This window comes from Micromonospora sp. bgisy143, assembly GCF_057708145.1.
This window is the reverse complement of sequence record NZ_JBYIRN010000003.1, coordinates 197,907-213,383: the sequence shown is the minus strand read 5'-3', so window position 1 is coordinate 213,383 and position 15,477 is coordinate 197,907. Positions and strand designations below refer to the sequence as shown.

At 70.9% G+C, this 15,477-nt stretch carries 12 protein-coding genes; 5 read left to right on the top strand and 7 right to left on the bottom strand.

What is annotated here, in order from left to right; genetic code table 11:
* Nucleotides 1-48 precede the first annotated feature (48 nt).
* Genes AC3EN4_RS06590 through AC3EN4_RS06580 form a run of 3 tightly spaced genes read left to right on the top strand, consistent with a single transcriptional unit; the run spans nt 49 to nt 2,489 of the window.
* The gene (locus tag AC3EN4_RS06590) at nt 49-1,365 is read left to right on the top strand and encodes a S8 family peptidase (RefSeq protein WP_435205016.1); all 1,317 of its coding nucleotides are present in this window, start codon (nt 49-51) and stop codon (nt 1,363-1,365) included.
* Between the two features lie 52 nt (nt 1,366-1,417).
* Complete coding sequence (locus AC3EN4_RS06585; protein WP_435205015.1) at nt 1,418-2,053, top strand: RNA polymerase sigma factor; 636 nt, start codon at nt 1,418-1,420, stop codon at nt 2,051-2,053.
* A complete protein-coding gene (locus AC3EN4_RS06580) occupies nt 2,028-2,489 on the top strand; it encodes a hypothetical protein (protein ID WP_435205014.1) in 462 nt (153 codons plus the stop codon). The genes AC3EN4_RS06585 and AC3EN4_RS06580 overlap by 26 nt, the downstream gene beginning before the upstream one ends.
* Nucleotides 2,490-2,602: 113 nt before the next feature.
* On the opposite strand, the gene AC3EN4_RS06575 is transcribed toward AC3EN4_RS06580, so the two are convergent.
* Nucleotides 2,603-3,631 carry a hypothetical protein gene (locus tag AC3EN4_RS06575; RefSeq protein ID WP_435205013.1) on the bottom strand — a complete coding sequence of 343 codons (1,029 nt, stop codon included), beginning with the start codon at nt 3,629-3,631 and terminating at the stop codon, nt 2,603-2,605.
* A gap of 615 nt (nt 3,632-4,246) precedes the next feature.
* Here AC3EN4_RS06575 and AC3EN4_RS06570 point away from each other — a divergent pair.
* Nucleotides 4,247-5,398 (top strand): low temperature requirement protein A, encoded by a 1,152-nt coding sequence (locus tag AC3EN4_RS06570; protein WP_435205012.1) that lies wholly within the window; start codon nt 4,247-4,249, stop codon nt 5,396-5,398.
* Nucleotides 5,399-5,720: 322 nt separating this feature from the next.
* Here the strand turns inward: AC3EN4_RS06570 and AC3EN4_RS06565 are convergent, their stop codons facing one another.
* From AC3EN4_RS06565 to AC3EN4_RS06545, 5 genes are all read right to left on the bottom strand, one after another.
* The gene (locus tag AC3EN4_RS06565; protein WP_435205011.1) at nt 5,721-6,806 is read right to left on the bottom strand and encodes an LLM class flavin-dependent oxidoreductase; all 1,086 of its coding nucleotides are present in this window, start codon (nt 6,804-6,806) and stop codon (nt 5,721-5,723) included.
* 56 nt (nt 6,807-6,862) lie between these two features.
* Nucleotides 6,863-7,576, bottom strand: coding sequence for an SDR family oxidoreductase (locus AC3EN4_RS06560; protein ID WP_435205010.1), 714 nt, complete (start codon nt 7,574-7,576; stop codon nt 6,863-6,865).
* 22 nt (nt 7,577-7,598) lie between these two features.
* Nucleotides 7,599-9,446, bottom strand: a complete 1,848-nt coding sequence (locus tag AC3EN4_RS06555) for a Na+/H+ antiporter NhaA (RefSeq protein ID WP_435205009.1) — start codon at nt 9,444-9,446, stop codon at nt 7,599-7,601.
* Nucleotides 9,447-9,535: 89 nt separating this feature from the next.
* Nucleotides 9,536-10,087 (bottom strand): sigma-70 family RNA polymerase sigma factor, encoded by a 552-nt coding sequence (locus AC3EN4_RS06550; protein WP_435205008.1) that lies wholly within the window; start codon nt 10,085-10,087, stop codon nt 9,536-9,538.
* 84 nt (nt 10,088-10,171) lie between these two features.
* Nucleotides 10,172-11,086 (bottom strand): alpha/beta fold hydrolase, encoded by a 915-nt coding sequence (locus AC3EN4_RS06545; RefSeq protein ID WP_435205007.1) that lies wholly within the window; start codon nt 11,084-11,086, stop codon nt 10,172-10,174.
* A 298-nt stretch (nt 11,087-11,384) separates the two neighbouring features.
* Between AC3EN4_RS06545 and AC3EN4_RS06540 the strand changes: the two genes are divergently transcribed.
* Complete coding sequence (locus AC3EN4_RS06540; protein ID WP_435205006.1) at nt 11,385-13,838, top strand: helix-turn-helix transcriptional regulator; 2,454 nt, start codon at nt 11,385-11,387, stop codon at nt 13,836-13,838.
* Nucleotides 13,839-13,857: 19 nt separating this feature from the next.
* On the opposite strand, the gene AC3EN4_RS06535 is transcribed toward AC3EN4_RS06540, so the two are convergent.
* Nucleotides 13,858-15,327, bottom strand: a complete 1,470-nt coding sequence (locus tag AC3EN4_RS06535) for a dihydrolipoyl dehydrogenase family protein (protein ID WP_435205005.1) — start codon at nt 15,325-15,327, stop codon at nt 13,858-13,860.
* Nucleotides 15,328-15,477: the final 150 nt, after the last annotated feature.

The window sequence follows — 15,477 nt, the reverse complement described above, 5'->3', positions numbered from 1 at the left end:
GCCACGCCGGCCAGTGGCGGGCGCTTCTGCCGACCGCATGGAGGACCCGTGTCGCTGTCGCCTGACCATCCCGCCGCGCCGCGCCCAGCCAGCCAACTGTCCCGACGGCGACTGCTGGCCGCGTCCGCGCTGGCCGCCGTAGCGTCGTTCGCCGCCGGGTCCCGTGCGGCCCCGGCCCGCGCCGACGGGGCGGACGACGCCGCCTACCAGCGCGCCTTCGACGAGGCGTTGGCCGCCGACAAGAACGTGCGCCGGCACACCACACCGGGCCGGGAGTTCCTCTACCGGCCACGGCAGCTGCTCGCCGCCGACGCTGACGCCCAGCGGGTCACCGCCTGGCTGCGTGCCCGCGGCCACCAGGTGGCCGTGGGCGACGGCTTCGCCGGGGTCACCCGGCTGCTCTTCGACCGGGAGACCGACGTTCCCGCGCTCGTGACCAAGCTGCGCGACCCCCAACAATGGCCGGGACGGCCGGTGCCGAAGGTGCAGCCACACCACGTGCTGCTGGGCTGCGGCAACATCATGGGCAACCCGGGCAGCCCACCCGTGACGGTCGCCGCGCTGCCGTTGCCGGACCCGGCCCGGACGGCTGAGGGCGCCGGGGTGACCGTCGGGATCTGCGACACCGGCATGTGGCGGCAGGCCGGCGGCTACCACCCGCAGTGGCTCGGCGGGGCGTACCTGCCGGAGGTCGACGACGAGGACCCGCTCTACGTGCACACCGACGTGCTCGCCCTGCAGGGCGGGCACGGCACCTTCGTCGCCGGGGTGGTGCGGCAGGCCGCGCCGGGGGTCCAGGTCGACCCGGAGCAGGCGCTGACCGCCACCGGCCTCGGCGACGAGGCGTCGGTGGTGGCCGCGATGGCCCGCCTCGCGCCGGCGGTGTCGGTGGTCAACCTGTCCCTGGGCGGGTTCACCCAGGACGACAGGCCGTCGCTGCCCCTGGCCAACGCCGTGGCCGCGCTACCCACGACGAGCGCCGTGGTCGCGGCGGCGGGCAACGCCGGCACCAGCCGGCCGAGCTGGCCCGCCGCGCTGGGCCAGGTCGTCGCGGTGGCGGCGGTCAGCCAGCGCGCCGGTGGCGTGGTGCCGGCCACCTACAGCGGGTACGGGCCGTGGGTCGACGTCTGCGCGGTCGGCGAGCGCCACAGCACGTACGTCGAGGGGCAGTTACCGCTGCCGGGCCTGCCGACCCGGGTGTTCCACGGCTTCGCCGCCTGGGCCGGTACCTCGTTCGCCGCGGCGCACGTCTCCGGTCGGCTCGCCGCCCTGATGACCGCCGGCGGCCTGAGCGCCGACGCGGCCCGGCTGGCGCTGCTCGCGGCGCCGCGCTGGCACCCCGACTACGGCGTGCTCGTCGAATGAGCGAGCAGGCCGCGAGCAAGCAGCTCCGCAACAGCCGGCGGACGGCGTCGCCGTGACCGACCCGAGCGCGACCGACCTGGTGACCGCCGCGGCGGGCGGGGACGAGTCGGCGTGGGTGGAGCTGGTCCACCGGTACACCCCGCTCGTCTACTCGGTGATCCGGTCGTACGACCTGAGCCGCGCCGACGCCGCCGACGTCAACCAGACCGTCTGGCTGCGTCTCGTCGAGCAGCTGAGCCGGGTACGGGACCCGCAGGCCCTCGCCTCCTGGCTGGCGACCACCGCCCGGCGCGAGTGCTACCGGCTGTCCCGCCTCGGCCGTCGCACCCAGCTCTTCGACCCGTACGACGACGCGCTGGACGCGTACCATGGCTTCTCCCGCACGGCGGACGTGGCGGCCCCCGACGAGGAACTGCTGCGCGCGGAGCGGCGGCAGGCACTGCGGGAGGGCTTCGCGCAGCTGCCGCCGCGCTGCCAGAAGCTCCTGGCCCTGTTGACCGCCGACCCGCCGGCCAGCTACCGGGAGATCGCCGAACGGCTGAGCGTGCCGGTCGGCAGCATCGGACCGACCCAGGCCAGATGCCTGCGCCGGCTACGGGACTGCCCCGCGCTCGCCCCGTTTCTCGAAACGGCCGCGACCCGGACGAACGGAGGTGAACGCGATGGAGCCGTTGCCGCCGGCCGATGACGCGGCCCTGACCGCCGAGCTGGGTGCGGCGCTGCGGGAGGGCGCGTCGGTCCCTGAGGAGCTCCTGACCGCCGCGCGGGCGGCGTTCGCCTGGCGAAACGTCGACGCGGAGGTGGCACTCGCCGAGCTGACGTTCGACTCGGCGTGCGACGCGGCGCCGGCGCTGATCCGGTCGGCCGGGTCGACGCGGACGCTGTCGTTCCGCAGTGCCGTGGTGACGCTGGAGATCGAGGTGACCGACGCCGGCATCGTCGGTCAACTCTCCCCGCCCCGGGGTGGGCGGGTGTCCGCGCAGACCGCCTCGGGCACGTACGCGGAGGCACCGGTCGACGCGGTGGGCTTCTTCTCGCTGGACGCTCCCCCACCCGGCCCGGTCCGGCTACGCGCCCACACCGACGACTATTCGGTGGCCACCACCTGGGTCTCGCTGCGCTGACCCACCGTCCACCCCCGACGGCGGCGCACCCGGGACGCCCGGACCGTCCCGGGTGCGCACGGCGACGGGGGTCGCGGGATGCCCAGGCCCACGACCCCCGCTGGTGGCCGGGACTACTGCTTCCCGACGCTGATCAGGTACTCCACACCACCGAGGTCGGTCCGCTCCGCACCGCTCGTGTCCGGGCCGAACTGGGTCACGTCGAGCGCGAACTCCTTGTCCGACGCGACCGCGGCCGCGAAGGTGAGGGAGAACTCGACCCGCTCACCCGGTTCCAGCAGCAGGTTGCCGAGGGTGGCCTTCGCCGGTTCGACGACCTCCAGCTGGTTCTTACCGACCTCGCGTACGCCGGTGCCGACCTTGCCGCCGGCCTGCCACCGCTCGAACAGGGTCGGCCCGAGGTCGACGACGACCCGGCCGCCCACGCCCTGGATCGGCTCCCCCGGCTGCGTGAAGACCAGATCGTTCTTGGTCGCCACCCGGAGCGAGTTGCCGATGGCGAACGGCCGCACGACCGGCGTCCCGCCCGCGACGAGCCGCACCGAGTCGACGTTGCGCCAGGCGATGTTGTTGTTGTTTCGGGTGTTCGTGCTGATGTCCGGACCCTCGAAGGTCATCGGGTCGGTGGCCGACACCCACCTGGCCAGCAGGCAGAAGTGGCCCGGCCCGGGCACTCCGTTCCACGGGATCGTCACGGTTGTGGTGCCGGCGAAGACGGTCACGTTCATCGCGCCGATCTGGGTCCAGTGCGTCGGCCAGACGGCACCGCCACCCGGCGTCGTCCGGTAGACCCGCAGCACGCCGCTACTGGTGCCGGTGCCGTACGGGCCGGGGTTACGCAGCTTGACGAAGATGTAGTTGGTGACGCCGACGATCGGGTTCTGGCTGACGGCACACTCGACGGCGGTCGGGCAGACCTTGATGTCGGGGCTGGCCCACAGCGGGTTGAACGAGTGGGGCTGGACGCCGACATCGGCGGCGACGTCCCGGATGTAGACGTCGGTGCGGGCCGCTGCGGCCTTGTCCTGCCGCGCCTCGACCGGCGCGGCGGCGGCCGTGGTGACCGCCAGCAGGGCGGCCAGCGCCGTGCCGGTGAGCACGGCCATCGCCGAGCGGCGGACGCGTCTTCCTACGTTGCCCATGACAGGCTTCTCCCATCGTCGAGGGACCGCCGACCCGGCGTTGTCGCCCACCGGGCCGACGCGATGACGTTGTTCAGGAGCGCGGCGCGGTGCGGTTGATACGTCCGGCGGAACCGGTCACCGTCAGATGGAGCGAACAACGACGAATTAGACGAATGTCGATACTGCCGCCGGCCCGCCAGATGCTGTCGCAGGGCGGCAGCATGCTCCACCGGCATGTCGACGTAGATGACGATGGCTCGCGGTGTGGCATAACCGCTGCAGCCGGCCGGACCGGTTACGGCCTGGTGATAGACCCTTCAACTCGACATCGGAGATTCGAGCCGTTCCCGGTATCGCCGATCACCGGCCATCAACTCCTGCCCGATTAACGACGCTGCGCGTCGCCGGTCCCCATTTATTGCGGCAACCAACGGAAGCACGAAGGGTTTCTGATTATCGAGCAGAAGCCCCGCCTCGGCGATGGCGCTCGACTGGCGGGTAACCTCCGGCCACCTTGCTCGTTGATCGCCATGTGCGACAAGCACTCGGCGTTGGGGGTCACGGCGTCGCCTCGGAATCGTCACGACCTGGCGCGGAAGCGTCGGCAGAGGACGCGCCGGGAACGGCGGGCCCATGACGAGCACGGAGCCGACCGGGCCGCGACGTAACCCCCAGTCGTCGAATCGGGCGACGCTCCTGGAGCTGTTCTTCGACGTCTTCTACGTCGCCGTGTTCGCGCAGCTCTCGATGCAGTTCGCGAGGAATCCGAGCTGGGGTGCCCTGGGACAGACCCTTATCCTGCTGCTGGCCGCCTGGTGGACCTGGTCGGTGACGGTGAACGCCACCGAGTTCTACGATCCCCAACTCCGGGCGGTCCAGGCGGTGGTCGCCGGCACGGTGTTCGGCGTGGCCCTCATGGCGATCGCCGTACCGGCCGCCTACGGCGAACGCGGGCTGCTCTTCGCCGGCGCGTACGTCGGCATCCATCTGCTCCGGGGGATCCTGCTGGTCGTCGCGCTGCGCCCACTCCGTGCGCACGCCCGGGAGGAACGCGTCCTCTTCTGGTTCGTCCTCTCCGGGATCCTGTGGCTCGCCGGCGGGTTCACCGGACCGGCGTGGCGCACCAGCCTGTGGGCCGGCGCGCTCGCTGTCGACTACCTGGCCGCCGGACTGCGCTACCCGACGCCTCGACGAGGCCGGCTACCCATCAACCGGTTGAGCACGCACTTCGGCGAGCGTTACCAGCAGATCACCATTCTCGCCCTCGGCGACATGGCACTGATGTCCACGTTGATATTCAGCGGCGCGAGCTACACCCCGGCCCGTGCCGTCGCGTTCCTCACCGCGGTCGTCACTGCGCTGCTGTTCTGGCAAATCTACGTGTTACAGAGCAACAAGCTGGTCGACCGGTCGGCGCACCTGCGTCCGGACGCCTCGATCTTGTTGGCCCCGTACGTCTACGCCTTCGTCGTTACCGGCATCATCGCCACGTCCGGCGGCGTGGACCTCGTCCTGCACGACCCGCAGGGGACCACACCGGCGAGTTGGGTCGCTCTCCTCGCCGTGGGACCGGTCCTGTACGTGCTCGGCCGGATGAGCTCGGAGTACGTGCTCCTCAACCAACTCCCGCCCACCCGCGTTGCCTGGCTGGCGCTGCTGCTCGCCTCGACGCCGCTGCTCACCATGCTGGCCCCGTGGCTCGTCATGATCGCGAGCGCGGCCGTCCTGGTCGGCATGACGATCACCGACGTGCGGCGGCTCCGACGCGCCGCCCTGGCGGACTAGCCCCTGCTTCCTGCACGAGGGGCGGCCTCTCCGACCGGCCCTTCCGCGCGCCCCTTCGCCCGTACCGTCGAGGACAGGTCCGGCGCGACGGAGGGCGACCTCCGGTGACCGGCGGGTCCGGCTGGGCCAGTTGGTCGTGGCCGTCTGGCCTGTGCTGACTTCTCCTGGGCGTGGTGGCTTGGCGTCGGCGTCGAGATGGGCTGCCAGCAGCCAGCAGATGCTGGATACGACGCCGGCGGCGCCGACGCCGACGCCGGCCGCTGGCGAACATTCCGTCGGCCCAGACCCGGGCGCATTCGCGTGAATTCAGCGGCGCCACGGGTCAGGAGGAGCCTGTGGCAAGTCCGAACTCTTCGGCGACGAGGGCAAAGGAACGTATGCGGTTGGCGGTGTCGTCGATCAACGAGGTGAGCATCAGTTCGTCGGCCTGGGTCCGCCGCTGCAGCTCTGTCAGACCTTCGCGCACCGTGTCGGGCGCTCCGTGGATGACGTTGCCCAGCCAGCCTTCTACGAACTTCATCTCCTCCGGCGTGTATGGATGGTTCTCCGCCTCGTCCGGGCTGGGAAGCGCGGCCTGCTTCCCCTGCCGTGCAAGCATCATCATCAACGCCCCCGGCCGAGTCAGGCGTTCGGCTTCGGGTGCGGTCGGGGCGCAGGTGACGTTCACGGAGACCATCACGTGTGGTGCGGCCAGGGCAGCGGACGGCCGGAACGTTCTCCGGTACTCGGCGACGGCCCGCAGGGATTGCACGGGATTGATGTGAAAGGCAGCCGCGAACGGCAGGCCGAGGCGCGCGGCCACCTCCGCACCAGTGGTTCCCGAGCCGAGCGTCCAGACGGGAACGTCGGGTGCCGCCGGCACCACGTGCACGTTGTCGCGCCGGTAGGGGTGGTTCTCCGGGAAGTCGTTCCGGAGGAAGCCCAGAAGCTCCTCGACGTCGTCGCGGAAACTGTTGCCACCCGAGTCCTCGCCGCTGCGACGTAGCGCCTGCACGACCGACGGCAGACCGCCGGGACTTCGGCCGACGCCCAGGTCGATGCGGCCGGGGTGAAAGGCGTTCAGGACGCCGAACTGCTCGGCCACGATCAGTGGTGCGTGGTTGGTGAGCATGACCCCTCCCGACCCCAGCCGGATGGATCGGGTCGCGGCACCGAGGTGAGCGAGGAGAACCGCAGGCGCCGGGCTGCTCGAGGCGGGGAAGCTGTGGTGCTCGGCGACCCAGAAGCGCCGGTAACCCCAGCGCTCGGCGGCCTGCGCCAGTGTCGTGGTCTGCTGGAGCGCGTCGGCCGGCCGGCTCCCGGTGCCCCTGACGACCAGATCGAGAATCGACAGCGGTACGGGACTCGCCCCGTACCGTCCGAGCGGGGCCGCGCCTGTCGGTAGATCGGTGCCGCGTCGTTGTTCCATTGCCACTCCCCTGAACTGGAACCGAAACAACCGTGGGGCCTACTGGGGCGCCATGGTCAGACCAACGTCTCGCCACCATCGACGGCCAGCGTGGTGCCGGTCGTGAAGGTGCTCGTGAGGGCGTAGAGGACCGCGCGGACGACGTCGTCCGGGTGGCCCACCCGACCGGCCGGGTTGCGGGCCGCCCGACTCGCGAAGAGGTCGGCCTTCTGCTGCTCGCCGAGCGCGTCGTACGCACCGCTGTCGATGGTGCCCGGCGAGACTGCGTTCACCCGCAGCGGCGCGAGTTCCACGGCCAGGGCCCGGGTGACCGCGTCGACGCCGCCGTTGGTGGCCGCGACCGCCAGCATCCCCGGCGCCGGCTTGTGGGCGGTCGCGCCGGAGAAGAAGACGAAGCTGCCGTCCTGCGGCATGCGAGGCGCGAGGTGTTTGGCCAGCAGGATCGGGCCGAGCACCTTGGTCGACAGGGACTGCAGTACGGCGGCCGGCTGCAGGTCGCTCAGACGTCCGCGAGCGCGGGCCGACGCTGTCGACACGACATGGTCGACGCGACCCAACCGTTCAGCGAGCGCCGCCACGCTCGCCTCATCCGTGACGTCGACGGATTCGATGGTCAGCTCCTCGCCGTACGCGTCGGCCAGGGCATCGCGGTTGCGGGATGCGACGATCACTGTGGCGCCGGAGGCGCGTACGGCGGAGACGATCGCGCCGGCGATGCCGCCGCTGCGCCCGATCACCAGCACTGTCCGGTTCTCCAGTTCAGAGTGCATGATTCAATTCCTCCTGAGTTGATCAACGGTGCACGACGGTGGCCTGGGCCCGTGCCTCCTCGATGACGCGATTGAGGGTGGCGAGGTCCTGGGGTCCCTCGTGACGCTGACCGTTGATGAAGAACGTGGGGGTGCCGGCCACGCCGCTGCGGTCGGCTGAATCGACATCCCGCTGCACCCGGGCCTCGTGCCGGTGGCGGGCCAGGTCGTCACGGAACCTGTCGAGGTCGAGGCCGAGTTGCTCGGCGTACCCGGTCAGGTCGTCGGGGGCGAGCCGGTCCTGGCGTTCGAGCAGCAGGGTGTGCATGGGCCAGAACGCGCCCTGATCTCCCGCGGCCTCGGCGGCCTCGGCGGCTGTCTGCGCGTACGGATGGACGTCCGGCAGCGGCAGATGCCGCCACACGTAGCGCACGTCGGCGTTCTCGATGAGCAGTTCCTGGGCGGTGGGGCCGACCATCGCGGTCCACGGGCATTCGAAGTCGCCGTACTCGACGACGGTGACGACGGCGGTGGGAGGGCCTTGGATGTGGTCGCGGTCGTCGTTGACCGGCTCCGCCAGGTCGACAAGCCGGCCCGCGCCACCGAGCAACGCCCGCGCCTGTGTTTCGGCCGGAAGGGTCTCGATGACGCGGTAGACGGCGAAGCTCACCAGAGCCGCGCCGGCCGCGGCCGCGAGAGTGCCGATCTTTGCCTGGTCGAGCGCGTCGCCGCTGAAGGCCAGGTTCGCGATCAACAGCGACACGGTGAAGCCGATCCCAGCGATCGTGCCGCCCTCCAGGACCGCGCCCCATCCGACGGGTGGGCGCAGCAAGCCTCCGCTGAGACGTTCCGCCAGCCAGGAGGCGACGACGACGGCAGCCGGCTTGCCCACGACATAGGCGAGGACGATGCCGATCGTGATCGGCGATCGCAGTGCCTGGCGCACCGCGTCACCGTCGATGACGATTCCGGCGTTGGCCAGGGCGAACAGCGGGACGATGCCGTAGCTGGTCGCGGCGTGCAGGGTATGGCGCATCCGGGAGTTGGCCGACAGCGCACCGGTCAGGCTCCGAGTGGCCACCGCCGCCAACTTCGCCGACGGCTGCTCGCGAAAGAGCCGGACCAGTCTGGTCGCCTCCTGAAGCTCGGTGCGGCTGGGCGTGTACGCCGTCGTGGCCAGCCCTGCGGCCAGCCCAGCGACCACCGGGTCGACGCCGGCCGAGAGCAACCCGGCCCAGGTCACCACAGTGCCCAGCGCGAAGCTCCATCCTCGGAGCCGGTGCGGCAGCCGGCGCCCTGCCAGCAGGCCGGCGTAGGCCACCACGGCCACCACCATGCCCGGCACCGCGATGTGCTCGCTGTAGGCGAGGGCGATCACGATCAGGGCCACCAGGTCGTCCACGACGAAGACGGTCAGGACGAAGGTCCGGATCCGCTCCGGGGCGTGCGCCGCGATCAGGGAGAAGGCTCCCAGCGCTAACGCCGTGTCGGTGGACATCGCGATGCCCCACCCCACGGCGCCGGCTCCCCCGTGGTTCACGATCAGATAGATGCTGACCGGAATGACCATCCCCGCCGCACCGGCGAGCACCGGGAGGGCCAGGCGTCGCCGCTCGCGCAGATCGCCCAGATCGAACTCGCGGCGCGCTTCGAGGCCGACGACGAGGAAGAACAACGTCATCAACCCGCTGTTGACCCAGGTGCGCAGGTCGAGGTGCGCTGCCCAGGGGCCGAGCTGGATGGTCAGGACCCAGGACCAGAAGCCGTCGTAGTCGAGCGAGGGCAGGTTCGCCCAGACGAGGGCAACGGCAACGGCGGCGACGAGGAGCGTCGCGCCAGCCGATCCGGTACGCGGGAAGCCGCGCCGAGCCACCGACCCGATGGGTGTCATAACCATCGACGTCGTCGGGTCGGGCTCCATCGTTTGTTGCACCTGCGGCATCGCTTCCTCGTGACTGGTCTGGTCCGGCGTGCCGGTCGTCAGGCGGAGAGAACTGCTGACCTCAGGGCGTTCATCGCGTGGAAGGCTCGCGACTTGGCCGTTCCGATCGGCACGGAAAGGAGTTCGGCGGCATCGACTGCGCTGCGGCTCTGCAGGTAGATCTCCTCGAACGCTCTGCGGCGCTCGGGACTCAGCTTGCGGAACGCGTCCAGCAGGGACTCGCGGGCCACGACGACGTCCATCGGGTTGGCCGGCGAGGAGTAGTTCTGCAGTTCTCGTTCGCCCGGGGACTCCTGGGGCCGCCGTACGCGCTTGCGGGCCTCATCCGCCGACACGTGGCGAGCGATCGTGAAGAGCCACGACTGGATGTGGTCCTCGTCGACCGGGATGTCTCCGATGTGCCGCCATACCCTCAACATCGTCTCCTGCAGCAGGTCTTCGACGATCTGCGGCCGGTAGGCGTTGATTCGTCTGAGGTAGCGGAGCAGGACGCCGGAACGTTCCTCGAAAATCTGCCGCAACGTCTCCCCGTCACGCTGCCGGTACGGGCTCTCGGCCGGGCCGTTGAGGCGCGGAACAGGCATGGCCATCAGTCACTCCTGGACGGCGTGGTCAGGTGAGCGGGTGGCCGCCGCTCGCGTTCGGGCACGTCGAGGGCGGCCGGCCGTCGGGCCCTAGCTGGAGACCCCGCCTGGAGCAGCCTTCGCGCTCTCGGGCATGGTCACGGACAGTCGGCGGCCGAGGAACTCGCGGATGATCGTGGCTACCGTGTCGCCGGCGCTCTCGAGCAGAAAGTGGCCGCCCTCGAGCAGGTGGATCTCGGCGTCGGTGGCATCGGTGGCGAAGGCCCGCGCACCGTCCGGACCGAAGATCTCGTCACCGCGGCCCCAGACTGCCAGCACCGGTACGCCGCTGCTGCGCAGGTATTCGTGCAGGCGGGGGTAGAGCGGCGGGTTGGTGGCGTAGTCGCGGAACAGGGCGAGCTGGATGGCGTCGTTGCCGGGCCGGCTCAGCAGGGCGTGGTCGTGGTGCCAGGTGTCGGGGCTGATCAGGGTCTCGTCGGGGGTGCCGGTGACGTATTGCCAGCGGGTGACGTCCAGGGTGAGTGCCGCACGGATGGCGGACTCGGTCTCCGGGGTCTGCTCCTTCTGGTAGTTCCAGACCGTCTGCCAGAAGCTCTCGACGAAACCCTCCTCGTAGCCGTTGCCGTTCTGCGTGATGATCGCCGTGATCGCGTCGGGGTCGCGCAGGGCCAGCCGGAATCCGACGGGTGCCCCGTAGTCCTGCACGTAGATGGCGTACCGCTCGATGCCGAGCTGCTTGAGCAGGTCGGCGGTGAGGTCGGTCAACGCGTCGAAGGTGTAAGTGAACCTGTCTGCCGCGGGGGCGTCCGAGAGCCCGAACCCGAGGTGGTCGGGCGCGATGACGTGATAGCGATCGGCCAGCGCCGGGATCAGATTGCGGAACATGAACGACGACGTCGGGAACCCGTGCAGGAGGACCACGGTCGGCGCGTTGGCCGGGCCGGCCTCCCGGTAGAACAGTTGGTGCCCTGCCACTGAGGCATACCGGTGGTGAACGTCGGGCATGGCTCCTCCTTCTCCGCTGCGGGTGCACCCGTCAGGACGGTCTGCGACCTGTACGGCTGCGAGCTTGGCTCGGCGAGACATGGCTTCGCCTCCGAATCACCACCGGCCTACCCCCGGGCGTGATCCCGGGGGGTGCCTGTCGAACGTCAGCAGGCGACGGGGCACGAACGGTCTTGGCGTACCTTTTCGGCAATTTCCTGCCTTTTGCCCACCTCCCGGGGTGCGGTTGTCAGGTCCGGGGGTGCGACCGGTGGCGGACCCCTGACTCGATCCGGCCGACGACGCGCAGGATTGTCCGATGGATGTCGACCCCGACGCCTTGGGCCTGCCAGCCGACCCTCGGTTACCCCTGTACGGTCCTGGCGAGGAGGACCAACTCGGTGACCTGACACGACGTACCGCGGCCGGTTGCGGCGGTGGGATACGCATCGTCGGAGACCGCGGCATCGGAAGTTCAGCAGCCCTGGACCAGATGATCGATCAGGCTGCCGGCTTCCGCGTGCTCCGGGTTCGGGCAGTTGCCGCCGAGCAGGAGATCCCCTTTGCGGCTGTGCACCTGCTCTGTGCTGAGCTGCTCGACCACTGCGCGACCCTGTCGGCCGCACATCTCACGACACTGCAGGCCGCGTTCGGCCTGATCGACGAAACCAGGCCCAGCGTCGGCGCGGTCGCCCCCGCTGTGCTCGCGTTGCTCAGCGGCATCGCCGGGGTGCAGCCTGTCTGCGCCGCCGTCGACGACGCCCACTGGCTGGACGAGGCCAGCGCCGAGGTACTGGCCTTCGTCGCCTCCCACTCGGCCGGGCGAGCGCTGATGATCGTGATCGCCGGCTCGCACACCCCGCGGCTCGACCCGTTCAGGGAGGTTCCGGCGATGCGCCTCCTGCCGATCGGGCACGGCAAGGGGGCGGAGCTGGCCGGTGCATTCGCGATCCCCGGCCCCCGTCGCGTCCGTTCGTGCTCGCATGAAGGCCGCTGTTCGGCAATCGTCGGTCACCTCACGCCGGTGTCCCGGCGGCTGCTGCTGGCTGCGGCGGCCGACCCGACCGGTGACGTTCTGCTCTTCGAGCTCATGGCCGCCGAACTGGGCGCCGACCGGGAAGCCCTCGTCGCGGCCCATCTGGTCGAGGTTGGTGATCATGTTGTTTTCGCCTGCCCGGACCTGAGATCGGTCAGCTACCACTCGGCCGCGCCCGCCGAACGGCGACTGATCCACCGCATGCTCGCGGGGAACACAGCCGGCGATCCGACGCGGCGTTTGTGGCACCTCGGCCTGGCGGCAGGCACTCATGACGACGCTCTCGCCGACGGTCTCGAGGCCCACGCCGACCTGTTGCAGGCCCGTGTGGGCACAGCCGCCCGAGCCGCGTTCCTGGAGAGGGCAGCCCTGCTCACCAGCGACCCGGGCGTACGCGCCGACCGCGCGCTCGCGGCGTCGGCCGCGATGTACGACGACGGCGACCTTCCCGGCGCCCAGCGGCTCCTGGCCATCGTGACGCCGGAGTCGCAGGACGCCGTCCGCGCCGCTCGGCGAACCTGGCACCGAACCCGGATCGAGACCGTCCTGCGTCCCGGTGCGGGCTCCGCGCGCCACCTGCTGGAGGCGGCCCGGCGGCTGCGGCCACTCGACCCGGCCGACGCGCCGGAGGCGTACCTCGACGCTCTCCTCGCGGCGACCTTCGCCGACGGACCCACGGATCGCGAACTGCTGATCGTCACGGCGACCGAGGCCCGCGCCACCGCAGGCGATCACCGTCGCCGACCGGCCGACCAACTCCTGTTCGGGCTCGCCACGCGGGTACTCGACGGCTACCCCCGCTCGGTCGCACCGCTGCGGGCGGCAATCGCTGCCTTCCGGGAGCCGTCTCTCGACCTGCGGGCGGCACGGTGGCTCGGCCTCGCGGCTCTGCTCGCCGCCGAGGTGTGGGACAGCCAGGCCTGGCGGGACCTGACTCAGCACCACGCCGCGGTCGGACGCGGCCCTCGGCTCGACAATCTCCTCTCGCCGGTTCCCACGAGGGCTCGCAGTCACGACGCCGTGGTCGCCGCCGCGCTGCACAACGCGACGGGGCGGTACGACCTGGCCGTCGAGGCGGCCGGCGAGGCGGCGCGGTCGGAGCACCCCGGCATCACCGGCTGGGCGCTTATCGAGCTGGTCGAGGCTGCGGTCCGCGCGGGCGACGAGCATCTGGCCGTAAGTGCGACGGTCCAGCTCGCGCGACGCACCGCCCCGGCGGGTGGCGACTGGGCGCTGGGCGTCCAGGCGACCGCCGAGGCGCTGATCGCCAAGGACCAGACGGCGGAGGCGTCATACCGAGAGGCCATCGAGCGGCTCGGCCGCACCGGCCTGCCCGATCGGCTGGCACGGGCCGAGCTGCTCTACGGCGAATGGCTGCGTCGGCGTAACCGCCGCATCGAAGCCCGGGCTCAGCTGCGAGCCGCGAGCAGGCACTTCGGCGAGGTCGACGCCGATGCGTTCGTCCAACGGGCCCGCCGAGAACTGCTCGCGACCGGGGAGAACACGCATCGGCAGCCCGACGGGCGTCGACGCCAGCTGACCCCGCAGGAGAGCCAGGTGGCGTCGCTGGCCCGGGCCGGGCTCCGCAACGCCGAAATCGCCGCACAGCTGTTCATCAGCCCTCGCACCGTGGAGTACCACCTGTACAAGGCCTTCCCCAAACTCGGCGTCCGATCCCGTGCCGAACTCCAGCCACTTCGGGACCTTGAAGGGCAGGCCGGCACTGCGGGATCGTGATCCTGGCGTCGACGAGCGGTCAGGCGTTGTTCCCGTCGCGATACGCCTCCAGCAGCCGCAGCCACACCTCGCCGACCGTCGGGAAGGGCGGCACGGCGTGCCACAGCCGGCTGATGGGCACCTGCCCGGCTACGGCGACCGTGGCCGAGTGCAGCAGTTCGGCGACTCCGAGCCCCACCAGGGTCACGCCGAGGACGCGCTCGGTGACGCTGTCGACGACCATGCGGGCATGGCCCTGATAGTCGTCCGCGAACAGCCGGGCGCCCGCGACGGTTGCCGCCATGTCGACATCGACGACCCGCGCCTCATGGCCATTGCGGCGCGCCTGGTCGGCGGTGAGCCCGACCGCCGCGACCTCGGGATCGGTGAAGATGACCTGCGCCAGGGCGTGCACGTCCGCCGTCGCCGCGTGCCGTCCCCAGGCCGCGGTGTCCAGAGCCTGACCTGCGGCAACGGACGCGATGGCGTTCCCGACGACGCGGGCCTGGTACTTGCCCTGGTGGGTCAACAACGCGCGGTGGTTGACGTCACCGATCGCGTACAGCCAGCCCTCGTCGACGCCGTGCACCCGGCAGGTGTCGTCCACGTCGAGCCAGGACCCCGGCCTCAGTCCCACCGTCTCGAGACCGATGTCGCCCGTGAGCGGGACGCGGCCGACGGCGACGAGCACCTCGTCCGCTTCCACCTCGGCCCCATCGTCGAGCATCAGCGTCACGGGACCGGTGGATGACGGCCGGCTCATCGACGTCACGGTCACACCATGTCGAACGTCGACCCCCGCCTTCTGCAGAGACGCACCGACCATCTCGCCGGCAAAGGATTCGAGCCGTGGTAGGAGACGCGGCTCCCGCGCCAACAGCGTCACCGCGGCCCCGAGACCCTGCCAGGCGGTGGCCATCTCCACACCGACCGCGCCGCCACCGATGATCGCCAAGCGGGCGGGCACGGTCGAGGTGTCGGTGGCGGTCCGGTTCGTCCAGACCAACGCCTCGGCAATACCCGGCATGTCGGGGATCGCCGCACGGCTACCGGTGCAGAGCACCACCGCGTGTCGGGCCGTCAGACCAACGATCTGCTGCTCCGAGGTGGCGACGGCGACTCGGCGCGGACCGTCGACACGGCCGTGGCCACGGAACAGGTCGGCCCCGATGTCCTTGACCCACTGCGCCTGCCCGGAGTCGTCCCACCCAGTGACGGAAAGGTCACGGCGACGGAAGACACCGGCAGCATCGACGGGCCCGCTGACGGCCTGCCGTGCACCGTCGACCCGCCGGGCCTCGTCCACCGCCACCACTGGACGAAGCATCGCCTTGCTCGGGATGCACGCCCAGTAGGAGCACTCCCCGCCGACGAGCTCCTTCTCGACCATCGCCACAGTGAGGCCAGCTGCCGTGGCGCGGGCGGCGACGCTCTGCCCGACGGGACCACCGCCGATGACGATCACGTCGTAGGTCCGGTCCGCGGAAGCCTCGACCTTGGAATTTCCCATCGTTCTCACCCTTCGTGATCGCATGGTCAGGTCAGCTTCGATCACTGTCGCCCTCGACCGCGCCGAGCGAATCCGTGTCGGCCCGGGGCCGACCCCGGGCCGATACCTGTCGACCACCTGGCGCTCGACGCCTCACCACTCGCGGCGCTT

What these genes read in the sequence shown, in the direction of transcription:
- AC3EN4_RS06580 (WP_435205014.1), top strand. Translation starts at nt 2,028, where the DNA reads ATGGAGCCGTTGCCGCCGGCCGATGACGCGGCCCTGACCGCCGAGCTG.
- AC3EN4_RS06575 (WP_435205013.1), bottom strand. Translation starts at nt 3,631, where the DNA reads ATGGGCAACGTAGGAAGACGCGTCCGCCGCTCGGCGATGGCCGTGCTC.
- AC3EN4_RS06570 (WP_435205012.1), top strand. Translation starts at nt 4,247, where the DNA reads ATGACGAGCACGGAGCCGACCGGGCCGCGACGTAACCCCCAGTCGTCG.
- AC3EN4_RS06565 (WP_435205011.1), bottom strand. Translation starts at nt 6,806, where the DNA reads ATGGAACAACGACGCGGCACCGATCTACCGACAGGCGCGGCCCCGCTC.
- AC3EN4_RS06560 (WP_435205010.1), bottom strand. Translation starts at nt 7,576, where the DNA reads ATGCACTCTGAACTGGAGAACCGGACAGTGCTGGTGATCGGGCGCAGC.
- AC3EN4_RS06555 (WP_435205009.1), bottom strand. Translation starts at nt 9,446, where the DNA reads ATGACACCCATCGGGTCGGTGGCTCGGCGCGGCTTCCCGCGTACCGGA.
- AC3EN4_RS06550 (WP_435205008.1), bottom strand. Translation starts at nt 10,087, where the DNA reads ATGGCCATGCCTGTTCCGCGCCTCAACGGCCCGGCCGAGAGCCCGTAC.
- AC3EN4_RS06545 (WP_435205007.1), bottom strand. Translation starts at nt 11,086, where the DNA reads ATGCCCGACGTTCACCACCGGTATGCCTCAGTGGCAGGGCACCAACTG.
- AC3EN4_RS06540 (WP_435205006.1), top strand. Translation starts at nt 11,385, where the DNA reads ATGGATGTCGACCCCGACGCCTTGGGCCTGCCAGCCGACCCTCGGTTA.
- AC3EN4_RS06535 (WP_435205005.1), bottom strand. Translation starts at nt 15,327, where the DNA reads ATGGGAAATTCCAAGGTCGAGGCTTCCGCGGACCGGACCTACGACGTG.